The sequence below is a fragment of the Stenotrophomonas sp. WZN-1 genome, from assembly GCF_002192255.1.
GTDB lineage: Bacteria > Pseudomonadota > Gammaproteobacteria > Xanthomonadales > Xanthomonadaceae > Stenotrophomonas.
The window spans coordinates 4,320,499-4,337,803 of sequence record NZ_CP021768.1 but is presented as its reverse complement, the minus strand read 5'-3'; the positions used below and the strand labels follow the sequence as shown (position 1 = coordinate 4,337,803).

Here is a 17,305-nt window from a genome sequence, read left to right as displayed (position 1 = left end):
CACGCATCCCGGAGTCCCCAACCCATGTCCAGCGACAGTAGAAGTCGACCTCGTTCGACGCCAGCGATGGCCACCGCCTGACATCGGGACGGTTTGCCTGCGTTGGCGTTGCGCGAGGTCGCACCCCCACAAGGCAAAACCGATGAACCAGAAGCAATTGCTGCGCCCGGTGGCCGATGCCGCCGCACTGGCCGCACCGCTGGCGAACTACAACACCGCCGATGCGGTGGAATTCCTCAACACGCTGGAACTGAGCCGCGCCGCGGAAACGCTGGCCGCGCTGCCGTTGCCGCGTGCAGTGAAGATGCTCGAAGCGCCGGAGCTGCACCGCAGCGGCGAACTGGTGGCCGCGCTGCCGCCGGCACGGGCTGCGGCTCTGCTTGGCCTGATGGCCGATGACCGCGCCACCGACATCGTCCACGAGCTGGACGAAGAAGAGCGCGCGCGGCTGATTCCACTGCTGGGCACCGACGCCCGCCAGGCCATCCAGAAGCTGCTCAGCTATCCGCCGAACACTGCCGGTGCGCTGATGACCACCGAGTACGTGGCGGTGCCTGCCAGCTGGACCGTGGCGCAGACTCTGCAGCACATCCGCCAGGTCGAACGCACCCGCGAAACGGTGTACGCGATCTACGTGCTGGAGCCGGCCAGCCAGCAGCTGCAGCAGGTGGTGACCATGCGCCGGTTGATCACCGGCCTGCCCGAGGAGTCGATCCTGGACGTGGCCCAGGTCAATCCGCCGGTGACCGTGGATGCGCTGATGGACCAGGAAGAAGTGGCACGGCTGATCCGCCGCCACGACCTGCTGGCGATCCCGGTGGTCGACGCGCAGCAGCAGATGCTCGGCATCGTCACCGTGGACGACGTGCTCGATGCGCTGATCGAGGAATCCACCGAGGACGCACACAAGTTCGGCGGCATGGAGGCACTGGACAAGCCTTACATGCAGATCGGCTTCTTCGAAATGCTGCGCAAGCGCGCCGGCTGGCTGAGCGTGCTGTTCCTGGGTGAGATGCTGACCGCCAGCGCGATGCAGCACTACGAAGACGAACTGGCACGGGCGGTGGTGCTGACCCTGTTCATCCCGCTGATCATGAGCTCGGGTGGCAACTCTGGCTCGCAGGCCACCTCACTGCTGATCCGCAGCCTGGCGCTGCGCGAACTGCGCCTGCGCGACTGGTGGAAGGTGGCCCTGCGCGAGATCCCGACCGGCATGGTGCTGGGTGCCATCCTTGGCTGCCTGGCCATCGTGCGCATCGTGATCTGGCAGCTGGGCGGCCTGCACGACTACGGCGAGCACTGGATCCTGCTGGCGATCACCATCGGCGCCGCGCTGGTCGGCATCGTCACCTTCGGTTCGCTGTCCGGCTCGATGCTGCCCTTCATCCTGAAGCGGCTCGGCTTCGACCCGGCCAGCGCCTCGGCCCCGTTCGTGGCCACCCTGGTGGACGTGACCGGCCTGGTGATCTATTTCAGCATCGCCGCGATGATCCTGCACGGCACGCTGCTGTAAGCCGGAACCACCGTGCTTCGGTAGGTGCCGACCTTGGTCGGCACGTAGAACAAAAAGGGGACGGATGGGATTAAGTCGCTTAAGGCACATGAGGCACAAACGACGTAATCCCCTCCGTCCCCTTTTTTGGGTACCGTAGGCGCATGAGTACCTACCACCTGCAGTCCGTGTTCCGTCCGCAGTCGGTCGCGGTGATCGGCGGCAGTCCGCGCGAGCGTTCGGCCGGTCGCGCGGTGATGCGCAACCTGCGTGGCACTGGCTTCCCCGGCAAGGTGGCCTGGATCAACCCGCGGCATGCCGAGATCGATGGCATCCGCACGATCAAGCGGTTGAAGGACCTGGACTGGGTACCGGACCTGGTCGTCATCACCGCACCGGCGGCGATCGTGCCGCAGGTAGTGCGTACCGCCGCCGAACGCGGCGTGCAGGCCGCGATCATCCTCACCGCGCACCTGGGCGAAGGCCCGGGCTCGTTGTCGGAACAGGTGGAAACGGTGGCGCGCAAGCACGGCCTGCGCATTCTTGGCCCGCACTGCCTGGGCGTGATCGCACCGCATGCACGGCTCAATGCCAGCATCGCCGCGCACTTCCCGCAGGCCGGTGACCTCGCGCTGATCTCCGAATCCTCGGCGATTGCGGCGGCGCTGGTGGAATGGGGCGTGGCGCGCTCGGTCGGCTTCTCGGCCGTGGTCTCGCTGGGCGACACGATGGACGTCGACTTCGGCGACCTGCTCGACTACTTCGCCACCGACTACCGCACACGCGCCATCCTGCTCTACGTCGAGCAGATCAAGGATGCGCGCAAGTTCATGTCGGCCGCGCGTGCCGCCGCGCGCGCCAAGCCGGTGGTGGTGGTGAAGTCCGGCCGTGCCGAGCGCGTGCAGCCGGGCAGCCGCGATACCCATGTGCAGGCCCTGGCCCGCGCCGACGATGTGTACGGTGCGGCCTTCAACCGCGCCGGCCTGCTGCGCGTGGGGGCGCTGGACGAACTGTTCACCGCCGCCGAGTCGCTGGGTCGGTTGGGGACGTTCCCCGGTCGTCGCCTGGCCATCCTCAGCAATGGCGGTGGCGTGGGTCGTCTCGCCGTAGACCAGCTGATCGCATTGCGTGGCACGCTGGCCAACCTGTCCGACAGCACCATCGAGAAACTCGACGCCGCGCTGCCACAGGGCTGGTCGCGCAGCAATCCGGTGGACATCGTGGTTGACGCCGATGGTGACCGCTATGCCGCGGCCATCGAAGCGCTGCTGGCCGACAATGAGAATGACGCGGTGATGGTGGTCAACGTACCCACCGCATTCACCTCGTCTGCAGACGCTGCGCAGGCACTCACCCGCACGCTCGGCCTGCGCCCGCGCCATCACCGTGACAAGCCGGTGTTCGCGGTGTGGCTGGGCAACGATGACCAGGCCACCGCCACGCTCAACGCGGCGCGGGTGCCAACCTATCCGACCGAGGCGGAGGCAGTACGTGGCTTCCAGCACCTGGTGCGCTACCGCGAAGCGCAGAACGCCCTGATGGAAACGCCGCCCAGCCTGCCGCAGGACTTCAGCGTGGACGCGGCGGCTGCACGCACGCTGATCGATGCTGCGCTGGCCAATGGCCAGCAGTGGCTGGACCCGCTGGCCACCCATGAACTGCTCAAGGCCTACGGCATTCCTTCGGCGCCGGTGATGCATGCGCGCGATGCGCACGAGGCGATGGACCTGGCGCAGCCGCTGCTGGAACGCGGTGCCACGGTCGCATTGAAGATTCTCTCGCCGGATATACCGCACAAGTCGGAAGTGGATGGCGTGCGCCTCAACCTGTCCACGCTGCCGGCGGTGCAGAGCGCGGCCAACGCGATCCTGTCGCGTGCACGCCAGCTGCGGCCGGATGCACGCATCGATGGCTTGCTGGTACAGCCGACCATTGTCCGCCCGAAGGCGCGTGAGCTGATCGTCGGCATTGCCGATGACGCGACGTTCGGCCCGGTGATCGTGGTCGGTCGCGGCGGCACTGCCGTCGAAGTGATCAATGACAAGGCGCTGGCGCTGCCGCCGCTGGACCTGCGCCTGGCCCACGAGCTGATCGGCCAGACCCGCGCCTCGCGCATCCTCAAGGCCTACGGTGATGTGCCCGCCGCCGACGAGCGTGCACTGGCACTGGCACTGGTCAAGCTGGCACAGCTGGCCGCCGACATTCCCGAAGTGCGCACGCTGGACATCAATCCGCTGCTGGTCGACGGCAAGGGCATCCTCGCCCTCGACGCACGCGTGGCGGTGGCGCCGTCGCGCATCCTTCACAAGGGCCGCGGCCATCCGCGTTTCTCGGTGTTCCCGTACCCGAAGGAGTGGGAGCGCACCATTGAACTGTCCGATGGCGGTCGCGCCTTCGTGCGCCCGGTGCGGCCGGAGGACGACGCACTGTTCCGTGCGTTCTTCGCCCGTGTCAGTGACGAGGATCTGCGCCTGCGTTTCTTCCAGTCGGTGAAGCACTTCAGCCACGAGTTCATCGCGCGCTTGACCCAGCTCGACTACGCACGCTCGATCGCGCTGGTGGCGATCGAGCCACGCAGTGGCGAAATGCTGGGCGCGGTGCGCCTGCATGCCGATGCCGATTACCATCGTGGCGAGTACGGCATCCTGATCCGTTCGGACCTGAAGGGCCACGGCATCGGCTGGCGGCTGATGGCGATCATGATCGAGTACGCCAAGTGGCTGGGCCTGGATGTGGTCGAAGGCCAGGTGCTGCGCGAGAACAGCACCATGCTGGCGATGTGCCAGAGCCTGGGCTTCAAGACCAAGCTGGACCCGGACGACCCGACGGTGATGATGGTGACCCTGCCGGTGCAGCAGGTCGAGGTGCCCGACGTGCCGCCGGCGGCGTGATCCGCGCGCGGCGGTGCAGCGGTCTCACCGCATCGGTTCCACCACCACCGCCGTGCCATAGCACAGCACCTCGGTCAGCCCGGTCATCACATCGGTGGCGTCGTAGCGCATGCCGATGATCGCGTTGGCGCCCAGCTGCCGCGCGTGCTTGACCATGTCGCGGTAGGTTTCCTCGCGGGCCTGTTCGCACAGCTCGGTGTAGATGGTGATGTTGCCACCGAAGAGCGTCTGGATGCCGCCCAGGAAGTTGCCGACGATCGAACGCGAGCGCACGGTGATGCCACGCACCACGCCCAGATTGCGCACGACCCGGTGCCCGGGCAGCTCGAAGGCGGTGGTGACCAGCGCATCGTCGAAGCGCAGTGCCGGCGGGGAAGGGGTGCCGCTGTTGTAGGGATCTGCCATGGTGCGTCCGTAACGGGGGGGCGAGCTTGCCCGACTCTACAGCGCAACCGCCCGTTGCGGCATGGTTCCGTCACCGCGCTGGCGCGACAATAACCCCATGACCGACCGTATTCCCCTGTTGCTGCTGCCCGGCCTGCTCAACGATGCCGAGCTGTGGCGCGCGCAGTTGGCCGACCTGGCCGATATCGCCGAATGCACCGTGGGCGACCAGACCCGTGGTGAAACCCTGCAGGCGGTGGCCGAGGATGTGCTGGCGCAGGCACCGGAGCGCTTTGCGCTGGCCGGTTTCTCGCTGGGCGGCTTCGTGGCCCAGCAGATCCTGCGCATCGCGCCAGAACGCGTGCTGCAGTTGGCACTGATCGATACCTCGATCCACGCCGACTCACCCGAGCGGGCCGAGCAGCGCCGCAGCCAACGTGCCAGCGTGCGCCTTCCGGGAAAATTCCACGGCTTCGGTGACGCGTTGATGCGCAGCTACATTGATGCCTCGCGGCTGGACGACTACGTGCTGGTGCAGCGTGTGCGCGACATGACCGCGCGGTTGGGCGCCGAAGTGTTTCTGCGCCAGAGTGCGCTGGAGCGCCGCGATGGCCGCGATGTGCTGGCCAGGTACCGCGATCCGCTGCTGATCGTCTGCGGCGCGAACGATCGCATTACGCCGCTGGCAGTGAGTGAGGAAATGCACGCGTTGGTGCCGCACTCGCAGCTGGTGGTGGTGCCCGATTGCGGGCACCTGGCACCAATGGAGAAACCGGACGAAGTGAGTGCGGCGATGCGTGGGTGGTTGCTGCAGGGCGAGGGATAGCCCTGCCTTTGGTAGGTGCCGACCTTGGTCGGCACCTACGATTCCGATCCGTAACCGCGGTTGTGGGATCAATCCCAGGCCGGGGCAATCCCTTCCGGATTCGCCAGGCGATGGCCACGATCCAGCTTGGCGATCTGCGCCAAGTCTTCGTCGGTCAAACGGATCGCTGCCGCTTCCAGGTTGCTCGACAGGTTCTCGCGCTTGGTCGACGACGGGATCACCGAGAAGCCCTGTTGCAGCGCCCAGGCCAGTGCGATCTGCGCCGGGGTGGCCTGGTGGCGGCCGGCAATGGCCTGGATCACCGGGTCCTTGATCACTTCGCCATAGGCCAGGCTCATGTAGGCGGTGACGTGGATGCCGTTGTCCTGCAGGAACTTCACCAGCAGGCGGTTCTGCAGGTATGGGTGGACTTCGATCTGGTTGGTGGCGATGGCATCGGCACCGAGGATGGCGATCGCCTTGCGGGTCTGCGCGATGGTGAAGTTGGAGATGCCGATCTCACGGGTCAGGCCCTGTGCCTTGGCCTCGGCCAGTGCGGTCAGGTACTCCTCCATCGGCACGTCGACCTTGTCGTTCGGCGACGGCCAGTGGATCAGCGCCAGATCCACCTGGTCGGTGCGGAGCTTTTCCAGACTGGTGTGCAGGCTGGCCAGCAGCGCATCGCGCTTGAACGCGGTGATCCAGACCTTGGTGGTCAGGTAGATCTCATCGCGCGGCACGCCGGAATCGGCGATGGCCTGGCCGACGTCGGCTTCGTTGCCGTAGATCTGCGCGGTATCGATGGCGCGGTAGCCGACCGCCAGCGCGTTGCGCACGGAGTCGATCACGGTCTGGTCTTTCAGGCGGAAGGTGCCGAGACCGAAGGCGGGGACAGTCATGGGGGGGCTCCAGCAGAGGGGGGAGGGAGGCGGGAATATCCGGCAAAGGGTAGGCCAGTGACCGCGTGCATGCCGGCAACGGTGCATTGCACCACCGTGTACGCACGGATTCCTGCCATCGCCCGACCAACGGTCGGGCGCTACCCATGCGGCGTTGGACGCTGCCGGCCGCTGGCCGGCAACCGCATCAATCAGGCCGCGCGTGCCAGCCCGCCCTTCACCGCTGCCGTGGTCGACAGATCGAACACGTCCACCGCATCGATCAACCGGTTCGCCTGCTGCTCCAGGCTGCGCGCGGCGGCGCTGGCCTCTTCCACCAGCGCGGCGTTCTGCTGGGTGGTGCCGTCCATCTGGATCACGGTCTGGCTGACCTGTTCGATGCCCGCGCTCTGCTCCTGCGAGGCAGCGGAGATCTCGGCCATGATGTCGGTCACCCGCTGCACCGATGCCACGATCTCGGCCATGGTGTCGCCTGCCTCGCGCACGCGCTGCGCGCCATGGCCGACCTGTTCCACCGAGGCTTCGATCAGTGACTTGATCTCCTTCGCAGCCGCCGCCGAGCGCTGCGCCAGGGTGCGCACTTCACTGGCCACCACCGCGAAGCCGCGGCCCTGTTCACCGGCGCGCGCTGCTTCCACTGCCGCGTTCAGGGCCAGGATGTTGGTCTGGAACGCGATGCCATCGATCACGCTGATGATCTCGGCGATCTGCCGCGAGGAGGTTTCGATCGCGCCCATCGTTGCCACCACCTGGCCGACCACGCTGCCACCGTGCGAGGCGACCGTATGTGCGCCGATCGCCAGCTGGTTGGCCTGGCGCGCATGCTCGGCATTCTGGCGCACGGTGGAGGTCAGTTCCTCCATCGACGCCGCCGTCTCTTCCAGGTTGGCGGCCTGCTGTTCGGTGCGGCGCGAAAGGTCATTGTTGCCGGCGGCGATCTCCGCTGCGGCAGTGTGGATGTTGCCGGAGGCGTGCTTGATGTCGGTGACGATGGTCGCCAGCTGCGTGGCGGTGGTATTGGCATCGCCGGCGATGCGCGCGAACACGCCCTGGAAATCCCCGTGCATGCGCGCGCCGAGGCGTCCATCGGCGATCGCGCGCAGCATGCTGGAGACCTCGCCCAGGTTCAGCTCGGTGGTCTGCATCAGGCGGTTCAGACCCTCGACCATCGCGCGGAAATCATGCTCGAAGCGGGCACTGTCGCCGCGCTGGCTGAAGTCACCGGCGGCCGCCGCTTCGGCCAGGCGGCGGATCTCGCCGTTGATCGCGCCGAGGTTGTGCTTGACCGCGTCCAGCGCTTCGGTGATCACCGTCTTCTCGCCGGGCAGGCGCTCCATGTCCTGGCTGAGGTCGCCGACGGCGTAGCGGCCCATGATCGAGATCGCGCGCATCTTGACCTGGATGTGCGCGTCGACCAGCGTGTTGCAGTCGGCCACCATGGTGCCGAACGCGCCGGGGAAGGCACCGGCGTCCATGCGATGGCTGATGGTGCCGGCTTCGTGCGCCTGCGCCATCGCGGTCTGCGCATCCAGCACGCCGCGCAGCGTGGACTGCACCGCCTGCATGGCCTGCGCGAGGCGACCGATCTCATCGCGGCTGCGCACCTGCACAACGTGCTGCAGGTCGCCGGCAGCCACTGCACGCGCGGCGGCTTCCACCGCCAGCACCGGCTGCACGACGGCACGCCGCAGCCACCAGGCCAGCCCCATCAGCAGCAGCACCGCAGCCAGCACGGTCAGCGCCGCGCACAGCAGCAGCGTCTGCCGCGCCTGCTGCGAACGTGCCGCCACCGCCGCTTCGGCCACCTGCGTGGCGTGCGTGCTCAGCGCATCCAGTGCCGTCGCCACCGGGCGATCCTTGCCGCGCACCAGGTTGTCGCCGGCGGCGGGGTCGTAGCTGGCCTCGGCAAACGCCTGCAGCGCTGCGTGGTAGTCCTGCTGCAGCTGCGCGTGCGGGCCGATGAACGCCTGCGCCAGTTCACGCGTGCGCGCGTCCGGGCTGGTCACCAGGCTCTTGGCAAGTTGTTCGACCAGGCGGCCTTCGCTGTCGAAGGCCTCCAGGTGGCGCTGGCGCAGTGCGTCGTCGCGGCCGCGCAGCAGCACGTTCTTCCATTCCTGCACCTGGCCGCGGAATTCACGCTGCAGGCGCTCGGCATCGCGGCTGTGCTCGACTTCAGGTGGAACCTCGGTGGACAACTTCAACCAGGCGGAGGCCAGGCCCGCCAGCGCGCACAGCAGGACCACGGCCAGACCAACAGAAACCGCGCCGAGCAGCTTGGACTGCAGGCGCGGAGCACGGACAGACGCATTCATGGAAGGGACTCTCGGGAAGGGGCAATGCGGTATCGACCCGTCCCCCATGGGCCTGAAGTGCGACGGGCATCACATTCGTGTTTCGTTTAGCGATGTGAAGAAATTATTTCATAGGACAAATGCGTCCATATGGAACGAATGCGGACCCTCGACAGGAGAATTAAATGTAACTATTGTTGTTACATGAAATCCGCGAACCCGCTTTCCGACGCCCTGCACGTGATGGCGCACCTGGTCGGCCAATCCGCCCCACGCACCTCCGAGCAGCTGGCATCGTGCCTGCCGACCCACCCGGTGGTGATCCGCCGCCTGCTGGCGCAGCTGCACAAGGCCGGCCTGGTGCACAGTGCCCGCGGCCATGGGGGCGGCAGCCAGCTGGCCCGCGACGCCGCAGCCATCACCCTGCATGACATCTACCTGGCGGTGGGCGCACCGCCGCTGGTGCAGGTCGGTACCCGCGATCCGGGCGGTGGCTGCCCGATCCAGCAGTTGGTCAACAGTGCCTTGCTGGAGGGCGCACGCGAGGCGCAGCGGCTGCTCGAACAGCGCCTGCAGGCGACCACGCTGGACCAGCTCGGCGCCGATTTCGCCCGCCATCTCGCCCATCACCGTTCCCTGGAAGGTCATCATGAATCCTGATGTGCTCATCGTCGGCGGCAGCTATGCCGGCATCGCCGCCGGCCTGATCCTGGCCCGTGCCCGCCGCCCGGTCACCGTCATCGACGCCGGTTCGCCACGCAACCGCTTCGCCAGCCATTCGCACGGTGTACTGGGGCTGGATGGCGTCAGCGGCGCCGAGCTGCTGAAAACCGCGCGCCAGCAACTGCTGGACTACCCCAGTGTGCGCTGGGTCCATGCCGAAGTGGAGCACGCCCGCACCACCGCCGAAGGCGTGGAAGTGCGTACCGCCGATGGCCAGGTGCTGGCCGCGCGCAAGCTGCTGCTGGCCAGCGGCATCGCCGACCAGCTGCCGGAACTGCCCGGACTGGCCGAGCGCTGGGGCAGCACCGTGCTGCACTGCCCCTACTGCCACGGTTATGAGGTGGGTGGTGGTGCCATCGGCCTGCTCGGCGGCCATCCGATGTCCGCCAGCAAGGCACCGCTGTTCGCCGACTGGGGCAATGTCACGTTCTTCAGCATGGGACTGGACATCACTGATGACGAGCGCGCCGCCATGCAGCAGCGCGGCGTGCAGATCGAGACCTCGCCGGTGCTGGGCGTGCAGGGCGACCAGCCGACCTGGCTGGAAGTGGAGCTGGCCGATGGCCGCCGCATCGCCCAGCGTGCGTTGTTCGTGCCGGCCACCCAGGCGATGGCCACGACGCTGGTGCAGCAGCTCGGCTGCACGCTGGCTGAGAGCCCGCTCGGCGTGCTGATCGAGGTTGACGCGATGAAGCAGACCTCGGTGCCGAACGTGTATGCCGCAGGCGATGCGACTACGGTCGGCAACATTACCCTGGCCACCGCCGAAGGCGTGCGCGCGGGGATCGGCATGCACCATGCGCTGGTGGCAGAAGACAGCGTGCCGCGCTGATCGTTGCACAGGTGGGTGCCGACCTTGGTCGGCACCGCGCCGTTACCCCTTCACGCACAGCACCTGCCGCAGCGTGTGCACCACGTCGACCAGGTCGAGCTGCGCGGCCATCACATCGTCGATCGACTTGTACGCGGCCGGCGACTCGTCCAGCACGCCGCTGTCCTTGCGGCATTCCACGTGCGCGGTGGCCTCGCGGTGCTGGGCCAGCGTGATCTGCTGGCGCGCCGTGCCACGGCTCATCGCGCGGCCGGCGCCGTGGCTGCAGCTGTGGAAGCTGTCCGCGTTGCCCTTGCCACGCACGATGTAGCTGCGCGTGCCCATGCTGCCGGGAACGATGCCCAGCTCGCCCTCACGCGCACTGACCGCGCCCTTGCGTGTTACCAGCAGTTCCTGCCCGTGGTGCGTCTCCTTCTGCACGTAGTTGTGGTGGCAGTTCACCGCCATCGCCGCCAGCTGGAACTTCGGCAGCCGGTGGCGCATCTCGGCCAGCACGCGCGACATCATCGCCTCGCGGTTCTGCCGGGCATAGTCCTGCGCCCATGACACTGCTTCGACGTAGTCATCGAACAGCGGCTCGCCTTCCATGAAGAACGCCAGGTCCTTGTCCGGCAGGTGGAAGCCGAGCACGCGCCGGGCCAGTTCCTCGCGCGCCTTCTCGATGAAGTACGTGCCGATCAGGTTGCCGGTGCCGCGAGAACCGCTGTGCAGCATCACCCACACCGTATCCGTCTCGTCCAGGCACAGTTCGATGAAGTGATTGCCGCCGCCCAGCGTACCCAGCTGGCGGTCCAGCTTGTCGGTGCGGATCCTGCGGTGCCTGTCCTTGATCCTCTCCAGGCCGGCGGCCAGCCCGGACTGCACCAGCCGGGTATGGATGCTGTCGGGCATGCGCTGATGCTCACCGCCGCGCCCATTGCCGACCGGGATGCTGCGCTCGATGCTGTTGCGCAGCAGCCGCAGGTCATCGGGCAGGTCATTGGCACGCAGCGTGGTGCGCACGGCGGCCATGCCGCAGCCGATGTCGACGCCGACCGCGGCCGGGATGATCGCACCGCGGGTCGGGATCACCGAGCCCACGGTCGCGCCCTTGCCCAGGTGCACGTCCGGCATCACGGCCACCCACGGCCCGACGAACGGGATCGAGGCGATGTTGCGCAGCTGCTCATGTGCCTGCGCTTCCAGCGGCACACCGTTGACCCAGCCCTTGATCGGCGTGGTGCCCTCGGCATGCAGCCATTGATAGTTGTGTTGAGTGTCCATGTCTTCGTGTTTGTCCTTGATGGGCCGGCGGCGCGTCCCTGCGCCGCCGCTACCCCCTACCTGATCGTCACCAGCTGCTTCAGCACGCCATCCAGGCCGCCGAACACGGTGAGCTTGTCGATCTTCTCGGTGACCTTCTCCAGTGCCTCCAGCTCCTTCAAGCGCATCAGCACCGGGTTGTCCTCGATCAGCTTTGCGGTGTTGAGCTGCGAACGCGTGGCATTGGCCTCCTCGCGGCGACGGATCACGCTGGCCTGGGCCTGCTTCTCGGCCAGCACCACGCCGTTGAGGATCTCCTTCATCTCGCCCGGCAGGATCACGTCCTTGATGCCCACGCCGAGCAACCGCACACCGTGGCCCTCGATCGCCGCCTGCACATGGGCGGCAATCTCGCCGTCCAGTGCCGCCTTGTCACCCAGCAGCTCGTCCAGGCTGCGCACGGCAATCGCCTGGCGCAGGCCGAACTGCAGCTGCCGGTAGACGAACTCGTCGACATTGCTGAGCGTGCGGTGTGCACGCACCGGGTCGACCACCTGCACGGTCGCGGCGAGGTTCACCCGCAGGGTCACCTTGTCGCGGCTGAGCAGTTCCTGTCCGGACACGTCCAGCGAACGCGCACGCAGCTCCACGCGCTCCACCGACACGTTGCCGTTGAAGTTCCAGAACGCGTGCAGGCCGGCGTCCAGCGTCTGCCGCAGCGTGCCATCGATGAACAGCAGGCCGACCGACTCGCTCGGCACGGTGCTGATCACCGCCACACGCGGCAGCACGCCCAACTGGCCCAGGCGCTGCTGCACGTCCGCCGGGATGCGCGGTTCGTCACCCAGCGCCATCACGCGCACCTGGGTGTCGACCGAACCCCGCCAGTACAGGCGGCGGCTGCCCGGTGGCAGCACTTCATCGATACGGCCGTTGCGCAGCAACAGGCCGACCTCGGTGGCACCGACGTTGGCCAGCACGAAGTGCGTGTCCAGCCGTGCGCCCAGTGCCTCGATCAGGCTGTCCTGGTCGCTGCCGGTGTAGGCCGCGCCCTTCGATGCGGTGTGGATGTCCACGTGCGGGCGGCCGCCGAACGGCGACAGGCGGTGCACGCCCGGCAGCAGGATCTGCTGGAAACGACGGTTGCGATACACCAGGCCGCGCTCGCCGTCGCCGATCACGACCTTGATGGTCCAGAACATGGGAGTCTCTCCTTGTATGGCTCTGGTGGTTCGACCCGTTGCGGATGAATCGCCATGACCCGGGTCGATCAGGTCGTGGCGAGGCCGCCTGCACACCACGTGCAGGCAGCGGAAGAGGGCGGCCATCGGCGGACGGTCCGCGCGCGGAGCCTTCGGTGCGCCGGCACTGCTGCCATCGTCGTTCCCGGCGGACGGCACCGGTGCGGAACGTGGCTGGCAGTGGCGGCGGGCCGGGGCCCGGCGTGCGGTCCGTAGCCTTCCGCGTTCCTGCCCGAAGGCGATGGACGTGGACGGCGACGATGGCCGCTGGGGCTTGCGCCCCGGGTGCTGCTTCAAGTCATGACGTGACAGGTCATGTGGTTTGGAGTGGGAGTTGAACCCACGACAGACGGAATCAGGATCCGTTGCTCTACCCGACTGAGCTATCCAGTGGTGAACCGCGCGGAATCGAACCGCGTACCGGCGAACCGGTGCCTGCCTCCAGCAGGCGATCCAGGCGATGGGATGTCCGCGACCTCCGGCATACGCCACGGCAACGCCGCGCGCACCAGCCCGTGGTGGAAACGGGACCGTTGGAAAATCGAGGGTGCAGGCCACCGACATTATCGCGAGCGATAATGTTTGGGTGCGATGCAGATAATGTACAGGCGCTGCCGGTCGCGCGAAGTAAATGCTTCGGCGGGGCGGAAAAGCCTGGGTCAGTGAGCGGCGGGTCGCCGCGCGGGGTGCAGTTCTGGCATCGCGGGTCCTTGTGCCGACGCAAACGAAAACGCCCCCGGGACTTGCGTTCCGAGGGCGTCGTCAGGCCTCGGAGATCGGGGGGGCCGATCTCCGCAGGGCGGGTATCAGGCCGTTGTCAGCTGGACTTCCTTGCCGAACGCGCGCGCCAGCACGTCCATGCGCAGGCATGGCAGCAGTTTGGCGATGGCGACGGAATGCGCGTTCAAGGAAGTTTCCAGTGGTTGTTGAAACGAGGTGCGCACGATAAACCACGATTTACTCGCGTGCAACCATTTTGTTGAACTATTTTCTTCGGCATTGTGCGATGCCGGCCAGCGGCCGGCACTGCCCCTCAGCCTTCTTTGCTGGCGGCATCGAGTTGCGCGACATCCTGCACGCTCAGCGACACGTTGGCCGCCGCCAGCAGATCGTGCAGCTGCTCGACGCTGGTGGCGCTGACGATCGGCGCGGTGATCGACGGCCGTTCGATCTGCCATGCGAGTGCGATCTGCGCGGCACTGGCATTGTGCTTGCTGGCCACGTCGTCCAGCGCCTGCAGGATGCGCAGGCCACGCGGATTCAGATAGCGCTTCACCACCGTTTCGCCACGTGCCGGGCTCTTGGCCGCATCGGCCGGCGTGCGGTACTTGCCGCTGAGGAAGCCGCTGGCCAGCGCGTAGTAGCCGATCACGCCGATCTGTTCGCGCTGCACCAGTGGTTCCAGCTCCTTCTCGTAGCCGGCACGGTCGTACAGGTTGTACTCCGGCTGCAGGGTTTCGTAACGCGGCAGTTTGTAGTCGGTGGACACCTTCAGCGCATCGGCCAGGCGCGTGGCGCTGTAGTTGGAGGCACCGATCGCGCGCACCTTGCCCGCTTCGATCAGGCGGCCGAACGCGGCCAGGGTCGCTTCCAGCGGTGTCGACTCGTCATCCTCGTGGGCCTGGTACAGATCGATCACGTCGGTCTGCAGGCGGCGCAGTGAATCCTCGACCGCGGCATTGATGTTGTCCGGGGTCAGGCCGGGGCGTTCGGCCCATTTGGCCACCTTGGTCGCCAGCACCACCTTGTCGCGCTTGCCGTTACGGGCAAACCACTTGCCGATCAGCGTTTCCGATTCGCCGCCGGCATTGCCCGGCACCCAGGCCGAATACACATCGGCGGTGTCGACCAGGTTGAAGCCGGCGTCGACGAAGGCATCGAGCAGGGCGAAGCTGGCCTTCTCATCGGCGCTCCAGCCGAACACGTTGCCACCGAAGGCGAGCGGACGTACATGCAGGCCGGAACGGCCCAGTTCGCGGGTTGCCGTCATGGGCACGGACTCCTTGGGGGAAGTGTTCCAGAATAGAACGCGTTGTGTGACCGCGCTGCGGCGGCGACCACAAAACAGTGTTCCGCGATACGCACGCAGCTAACGTTTTGTGAACACCTGGGACGCCGCGGCTGCTAGTCTCGCCGCATCTTCCGCTGGAGTCGCTCCGATGATGCCTGCTTCGTCCCTGCGTGGTTGCCGCCTGCTGCTTGCTTCGGCCCTGCTTGCCGCTGTTCCCGCGTTCGCCGCACCGGCCACGGTGGCGCCGGCGAAGATCCAGGTGTCGCCGGCCATCGATGCGGCGGTGAAGGCGTCGACCCGTGATGCCAACAACGTCAAGCGCGATGGCTTCCGTCATCCGGCGCAGACGTTGTCGTTCTTCAAGGTGACGCCGGAGAAGACCGTCATCGAGATCACCCCCGGCAACGGCTGGTACTCGGAAATCCTGGCGCCGCTGCTGCACGACAAGGGCCACTACGTTGCCGCCGTTGTCGATCCGATGGCCGTGCCCGAAGGCCGCGGCCGTGACTACCAGCAGCGCAGCCGCGACGGCCTGGAAAAGAAGTACGCCGGCGCGCCGGCACAGTTCGGCAAGACCGCCGTGGTGGCCTACGATCCGGCCAAGCCGGTGTTCGGCCCGGCCAGTTCAGCCGACGTGGTGCTGACCTTCCGCAACGTGCACAACTGGCGCAAGGCCGGCCAGGCGCAGGGCATGTTCCAGGGCTTTTTCAACGTACTCAAGCCGGGCGGCGTGCTGGGTGTGGTCGAGCATCGCGCCAAGGCCGATGTGGCCGACGACGATGACACCGGCTATGTCGGCCAGCAGCAGGTGATCGCGATGGCCGAAGCCGCCGGCTTCAAGCTGGACGCGCGCAGCGAGGTCAACGCCAACCCGCGTGACAGCAAGGACCACCCGAACGGCGTGTGGACGTTGCCGCCGACCAACCAGCACGACAAGGCCGACGATGCGAAGTACCAGGCGATCGGCGAAAGCGACCGCATGACCCTGCGCTTCATCAAGCCATAGCGGGTGGCGCCGGGCTGCGCCCGGTGAGCGCGCAGCGGTGTTGGATGGAATGGGTCGCCGCCGGGCAATGCCCGGCGCTGCCGTCAATGGAGAGTGCTGTTGAAGAAAGTGCTGTACTTCGCCTTCGCATTGATGGCGTTGCCGCGGTTGTACGACTTCGTGTTCCATGCGGGTCACGTGCATGACCTGGTGGCGGCGGCAGGTTTTGCAGTGCTGCTCGTTGGTTGCCTGCTGGACGAACGCGCGCGCAGGGCCTGCCCACCGGTAGCGCCGCTGCGCTACCGCGCCAACGCTGCCGCCACGTGCGGCGCCGTGGTGGTGCTCGTTGCGCTGTTGATGGAAAGGAAGGTCTTCGGCTGAGCAGCTGGTGATCGCGGCGGCGATGCGGGAATGGGACAATGCCCCACCCGCCGCCCGCCGTGCCCGCAATGCTGATCGCCTTCAACAAGCCCTTCAACGTGCTCTGCCAGTTCACCGACCGCAGCGTGCCGCCGCGGCCGACCCTGGCCGGGTTCGGCCTGCCGCCGCGCGTGTATGCCGCCGGCCGCCTGGACCATGACAGCGAGGGCCTGCTGCTGCTGACCGACAACGGCACGCTGGCGCACAAGCTGACCGACCCGAAGCACAAGGCTGACAAGACCTACTGGGTGCAGGTGGAAGGCATGCCCAGCGACGAACAGCTGCAGCAGCTGCGCGACGGCGTGGTGCTCAATGATGGACCGACCCTGCCGGCCAAGATCGAACGCATCGATCCGGCGCCGTCGCTGTGGACGCGCGATCCGCCGGTACGTTTCCGCAAGACCGTGCCCGATGCGTGGCTGGCGATCACGATCCGCGAGGGCCGCAACCGCCAGGTGCGGCGGATGACCGCGGCGGTGAACCTGCCGACGCTGCGGCTGGTGCGGGTGTCGATGGGACCGTACCGGCTCGATGACCTGCAGCCTGGGCAGTGGCGGCAGATCGGTTGAAATGAAAAGGCCGGAGCCCTTCCTGGGGAAGGACACCGGCCCTGGCAGCGGTCAACGATCTCAGGCGTCGCTGCCGATATCGCTGTGCTCGTCCACGACGGTGTCGTTGCGGCGGTCACGTGCGTTGATGCGCTGCGCCTGCCCATTCACCACATGGCTATTGGCGGCCTTCTTCTTCTGCTGCTTGCGGTACAGCGCATAGCCGAGCAGGCCGACACCCACCGCGGCAGCGGCCACGGCCACCGCCGGATTGCGGCGCACGAACTTGGTGGCGGCCTTGCCGCCGGTCTTCACTGCGCCGATGGCGGCGCCGGTCTTGATCCAGTCCGCATTGCGCAGGCTGCCACCGGCGCTCTTCAGGCCATCGCCGGCGGTATGGGCCAGCTCCAGGGCGCGCTCCAGAGCGCGGTCGGTGATTACGGTCAGCTTGCTCATGCGGGGGGTCCTTTGCCTCGGGTCGAAGTCCAGTGTCGCGTGTTGCCCGTAAACGGTATGTCAGTCGAGGCAGCACGTGGCGTGA

At 67.0% G+C, this 17,305-nt stretch carries 15 protein-coding genes and 1 tRNA gene; 8 read left to right on the top strand and 8 right to left on the bottom strand.

Translation table 11 applies throughout. From position 1 onward, the window contains the following. Nucleotides 1-142: 142 nt before the first annotated feature. Both mgtE and CCR98_RS20220 read left to right on the top strand, forming a co-directional pair. Nucleotides 143-1,513 (top strand): magnesium transporter, encoded by a 1,371-nt coding sequence (gene mgtE, locus CCR98_RS20225; protein ID WP_087924000.1) that lies wholly within the window; start codon nucleotides 143-145, stop codon nucleotides 1,511-1,513. Nucleotides 1,514-1,656: 143 nt separating this feature from the next. After that, the gene (locus CCR98_RS20220) at nucleotides 1,657-4,383 is read left to right on the top strand and encodes a bifunctional acetate--CoA ligase family protein/GNAT family N-acetyltransferase (RefSeq protein WP_087923999.1); all 2,727 of its coding nucleotides are present in this window, start codon (nucleotides 1,657-1,659) and stop codon (nucleotides 4,381-4,383) included. A 24-nt stretch (nucleotides 4,384-4,407) separates the two neighbouring features. Here the strand turns inward: CCR98_RS20220 and CCR98_RS20215 are convergent, their stop codons facing one another. After that, nucleotides 4,408-4,788 (bottom strand): YbjQ family protein, encoded by a 381-nt coding sequence (locus CCR98_RS20215; protein ID WP_014038915.1) that lies wholly within the window; start codon nucleotides 4,786-4,788, stop codon nucleotides 4,408-4,410. 97 nt (nucleotides 4,789-4,885) lie between these two features. Between CCR98_RS20215 and CCR98_RS20210 the strand changes: the two genes are divergently transcribed. Beyond that, complete coding sequence (locus CCR98_RS20210; RefSeq protein WP_087923998.1) at nucleotides 4,886-5,593, top strand: alpha/beta hydrolase; 708 nt, start codon at nucleotides 4,886-4,888, stop codon at nucleotides 5,591-5,593. Between the two features lie 68 nt (nucleotides 5,594-5,661). On the opposite strand, the gene dkgB is transcribed toward CCR98_RS20210, so the two are convergent. Together dkgB and CCR98_RS20200 are read right to left on the bottom strand one after the other, a co-directional pair. Then, the gene (dkgB, locus tag CCR98_RS20205) at nucleotides 5,662-6,471 is read right to left on the bottom strand and encodes a 2,5-didehydrogluconate reductase DkgB (RefSeq protein ID WP_087923997.1); all 810 of its coding nucleotides are present in this window, start codon (nucleotides 6,469-6,471) and stop codon (nucleotides 5,662-5,664) included. A 191-nt stretch (nucleotides 6,472-6,662) separates the two neighbouring features. Beyond that, nucleotides 6,663-8,783 (bottom strand): methyl-accepting chemotaxis protein, encoded by a 2,121-nt coding sequence (locus CCR98_RS20200; RefSeq protein ID WP_087923996.1) that lies wholly within the window; start codon nucleotides 8,781-8,783, stop codon nucleotides 6,663-6,665. Nucleotides 8,784-8,966: 183 nt separating this feature from the next. On the opposite strand from CCR98_RS20200, the gene CCR98_RS20195 reads away from it, so the two are divergent. Continuing rightward, nucleotides 8,967-9,422: an Rrf2 family transcriptional regulator gene (locus CCR98_RS20195; RefSeq protein ID WP_087923995.1), complete on the top strand. Its 456-nt coding sequence runs from the start codon at nucleotides 8,967-8,969 to the stop codon at nucleotides 9,420-9,422. Further along, entirely contained in the window at nucleotides 9,412-10,317 is a 906-nt protein-coding gene (locus tag CCR98_RS20190) for an NAD(P)/FAD-dependent oxidoreductase (RefSeq protein ID WP_087923994.1), read from the top strand. The genes CCR98_RS20195 and CCR98_RS20190 overlap by 11 nt, the downstream gene beginning before the upstream one ends. Before the next feature lie 42 nt (nucleotides 10,318-10,359). Here CCR98_RS20190 and CCR98_RS20185 read toward each other — a convergent pair whose 3' ends face one another. The 4 genes from CCR98_RS20185 to CCR98_RS20170 form a co-directional block, all read right to left on the bottom strand. Continuing rightward, nucleotides 10,360-11,580 carry an RtcB family protein gene (locus CCR98_RS20185; RefSeq protein ID WP_087923993.1) on the bottom strand — a complete coding sequence of 407 codons (1,221 nt, stop codon included), beginning with the start codon at nucleotides 11,578-11,580 and terminating at the stop codon, nucleotides 10,360-10,362. A gap of 56 nt (nucleotides 11,581-11,636) precedes the next feature. Further along, complete coding sequence (locus CCR98_RS20180; RefSeq protein ID WP_087923992.1) at nucleotides 11,637-12,761, bottom strand: slipin family protein; 1,125 nt, start codon at nucleotides 12,759-12,761, stop codon at nucleotides 11,637-11,639. A 357-nt stretch (nucleotides 12,762-13,118) separates the two neighbouring features. Beyond that, a tRNA-Gln gene (locus CCR98_RS20175) sits at nucleotides 13,119-13,191 on the bottom strand. A 642-nt stretch (nucleotides 13,192-13,833) separates the two neighbouring features. After that, nucleotides 13,834-14,790: an aldo/keto reductase gene (locus CCR98_RS20170; RefSeq protein WP_087923991.1), complete on the bottom strand. Its 957-nt coding sequence runs from the start codon at nucleotides 14,788-14,790 to the stop codon at nucleotides 13,834-13,836. A gap of 169 nt (nucleotides 14,791-14,959) precedes the next feature. Here CCR98_RS20170 and CCR98_RS20165 point away from each other — a divergent pair, with 169 nt between their 5' ends. From CCR98_RS20165 to CCR98_RS20155, 3 genes are all read left to right on the top strand, one after another. Further along, complete coding sequence (locus CCR98_RS20165; RefSeq protein ID WP_087923990.1) at nucleotides 14,960-15,817, top strand: class I SAM-dependent methyltransferase; 858 nt, start codon at nucleotides 14,960-14,962, stop codon at nucleotides 15,815-15,817. Between the two features lie 99 nt (nucleotides 15,818-15,916). Continuing rightward, the gene (locus tag CCR98_RS20160) at nucleotides 15,917-16,177 is read left to right on the top strand and encodes a hypothetical protein (RefSeq protein ID WP_087923989.1); all 261 of its coding nucleotides are present in this window, start codon (nucleotides 15,917-15,919) and stop codon (nucleotides 16,175-16,177) included. 68 nt (nucleotides 16,178-16,245) lie between these two features. Continuing rightward, nucleotides 16,246-16,785, top strand: a complete 540-nt coding sequence (locus CCR98_RS20155; RefSeq protein WP_087923988.1) for a pseudouridine synthase — start codon at nucleotides 16,246-16,248, stop codon at nucleotides 16,783-16,785. Nucleotides 16,786-16,845: 60 nt separating this feature from the next. On the opposite strand, the gene CCR98_RS20150 is transcribed toward CCR98_RS20155, so the two are convergent. Beyond that, nucleotides 16,846-17,220: a hypothetical protein gene (locus CCR98_RS20150; protein ID WP_087923987.1), complete on the bottom strand. Its 375-nt coding sequence runs from the start codon at nucleotides 17,218-17,220 to the stop codon at nucleotides 16,846-16,848. Nucleotides 17,221-17,305 lie beyond the last annotated feature (85 nt).

What these genes read in the sequence shown, in the direction of transcription:
- mgtE (WP_087924000.1), top strand. Translation starts at nt 143, where the DNA reads ATGAACCAGAAGCAATTGCTGCGCCCGGTGGCCGATGCCGCCGCACTG.
- CCR98_RS20220 (WP_087923999.1), top strand. Translation starts at nt 1,657, where the DNA reads ATGAGTACCTACCACCTGCAGTCCGTGTTCCGTCCGCAGTCGGTCGCG.
- CCR98_RS20215 (WP_014038915.1), bottom strand. Translation starts at nt 4,788, where the DNA reads ATGGCAGATCCCTACAACAGCGGCACCCCTTCCCCGCCGGCACTGCGC.
- CCR98_RS20210 (WP_087923998.1), top strand. Translation starts at nt 4,886, where the DNA reads ATGACCGACCGTATTCCCCTGTTGCTGCTGCCCGGCCTGCTCAACGAT.
- dkgB (WP_087923997.1), bottom strand. Translation starts at nt 6,471, where the DNA reads ATGACTGTCCCCGCCTTCGGTCTCGGCACCTTCCGCCTGAAAGACCAG.
- CCR98_RS20200 (WP_087923996.1), bottom strand. Translation starts at nt 8,783, where the DNA reads ATGAATGCGTCTGTCCGTGCTCCGCGCCTGCAGTCCAAGCTGCTCGGC.
- CCR98_RS20195 (WP_087923995.1), top strand. Translation starts at nt 8,967, where the DNA reads ATGAAATCCGCGAACCCGCTTTCCGACGCCCTGCACGTGATGGCGCAC.
- CCR98_RS20190 (WP_087923994.1), top strand. Translation starts at nt 9,412, where the DNA reads ATGAATCCTGATGTGCTCATCGTCGGCGGCAGCTATGCCGGCATCGCC.
- CCR98_RS20185 (WP_087923993.1), bottom strand. Translation starts at nt 11,580, where the DNA reads ATGGACACTCAACACAACTATCAATGGCTGCATGCCGAGGGCACCACG.
- CCR98_RS20180 (WP_087923992.1), bottom strand. Translation starts at nt 12,761, where the DNA reads ATGTTCTGGACCATCAAGGTCGTGATCGGCGACGGCGAGCGCGGCCTG.
- CCR98_RS20170 (WP_087923991.1), bottom strand. Translation starts at nt 14,790, where the DNA reads ATGACGGCAACCCGCGAACTGGGCCGTTCCGGCCTGCATGTACGTCCG.
- CCR98_RS20165 (WP_087923990.1), top strand. Translation starts at nt 14,960, where the DNA reads ATGATGCCTGCTTCGTCCCTGCGTGGTTGCCGCCTGCTGCTTGCTTCG.
- CCR98_RS20155 (WP_087923988.1), top strand. Translation starts at nt 16,246, where the DNA reads ATGCTGATCGCCTTCAACAAGCCCTTCAACGTGCTCTGCCAGTTCACC.
- CCR98_RS20150 (WP_087923987.1), bottom strand. Translation starts at nt 17,220, where the DNA reads ATGAGCAAGCTGACCGTAATCACCGACCGCGCTCTGGAGCGCGCCCTG.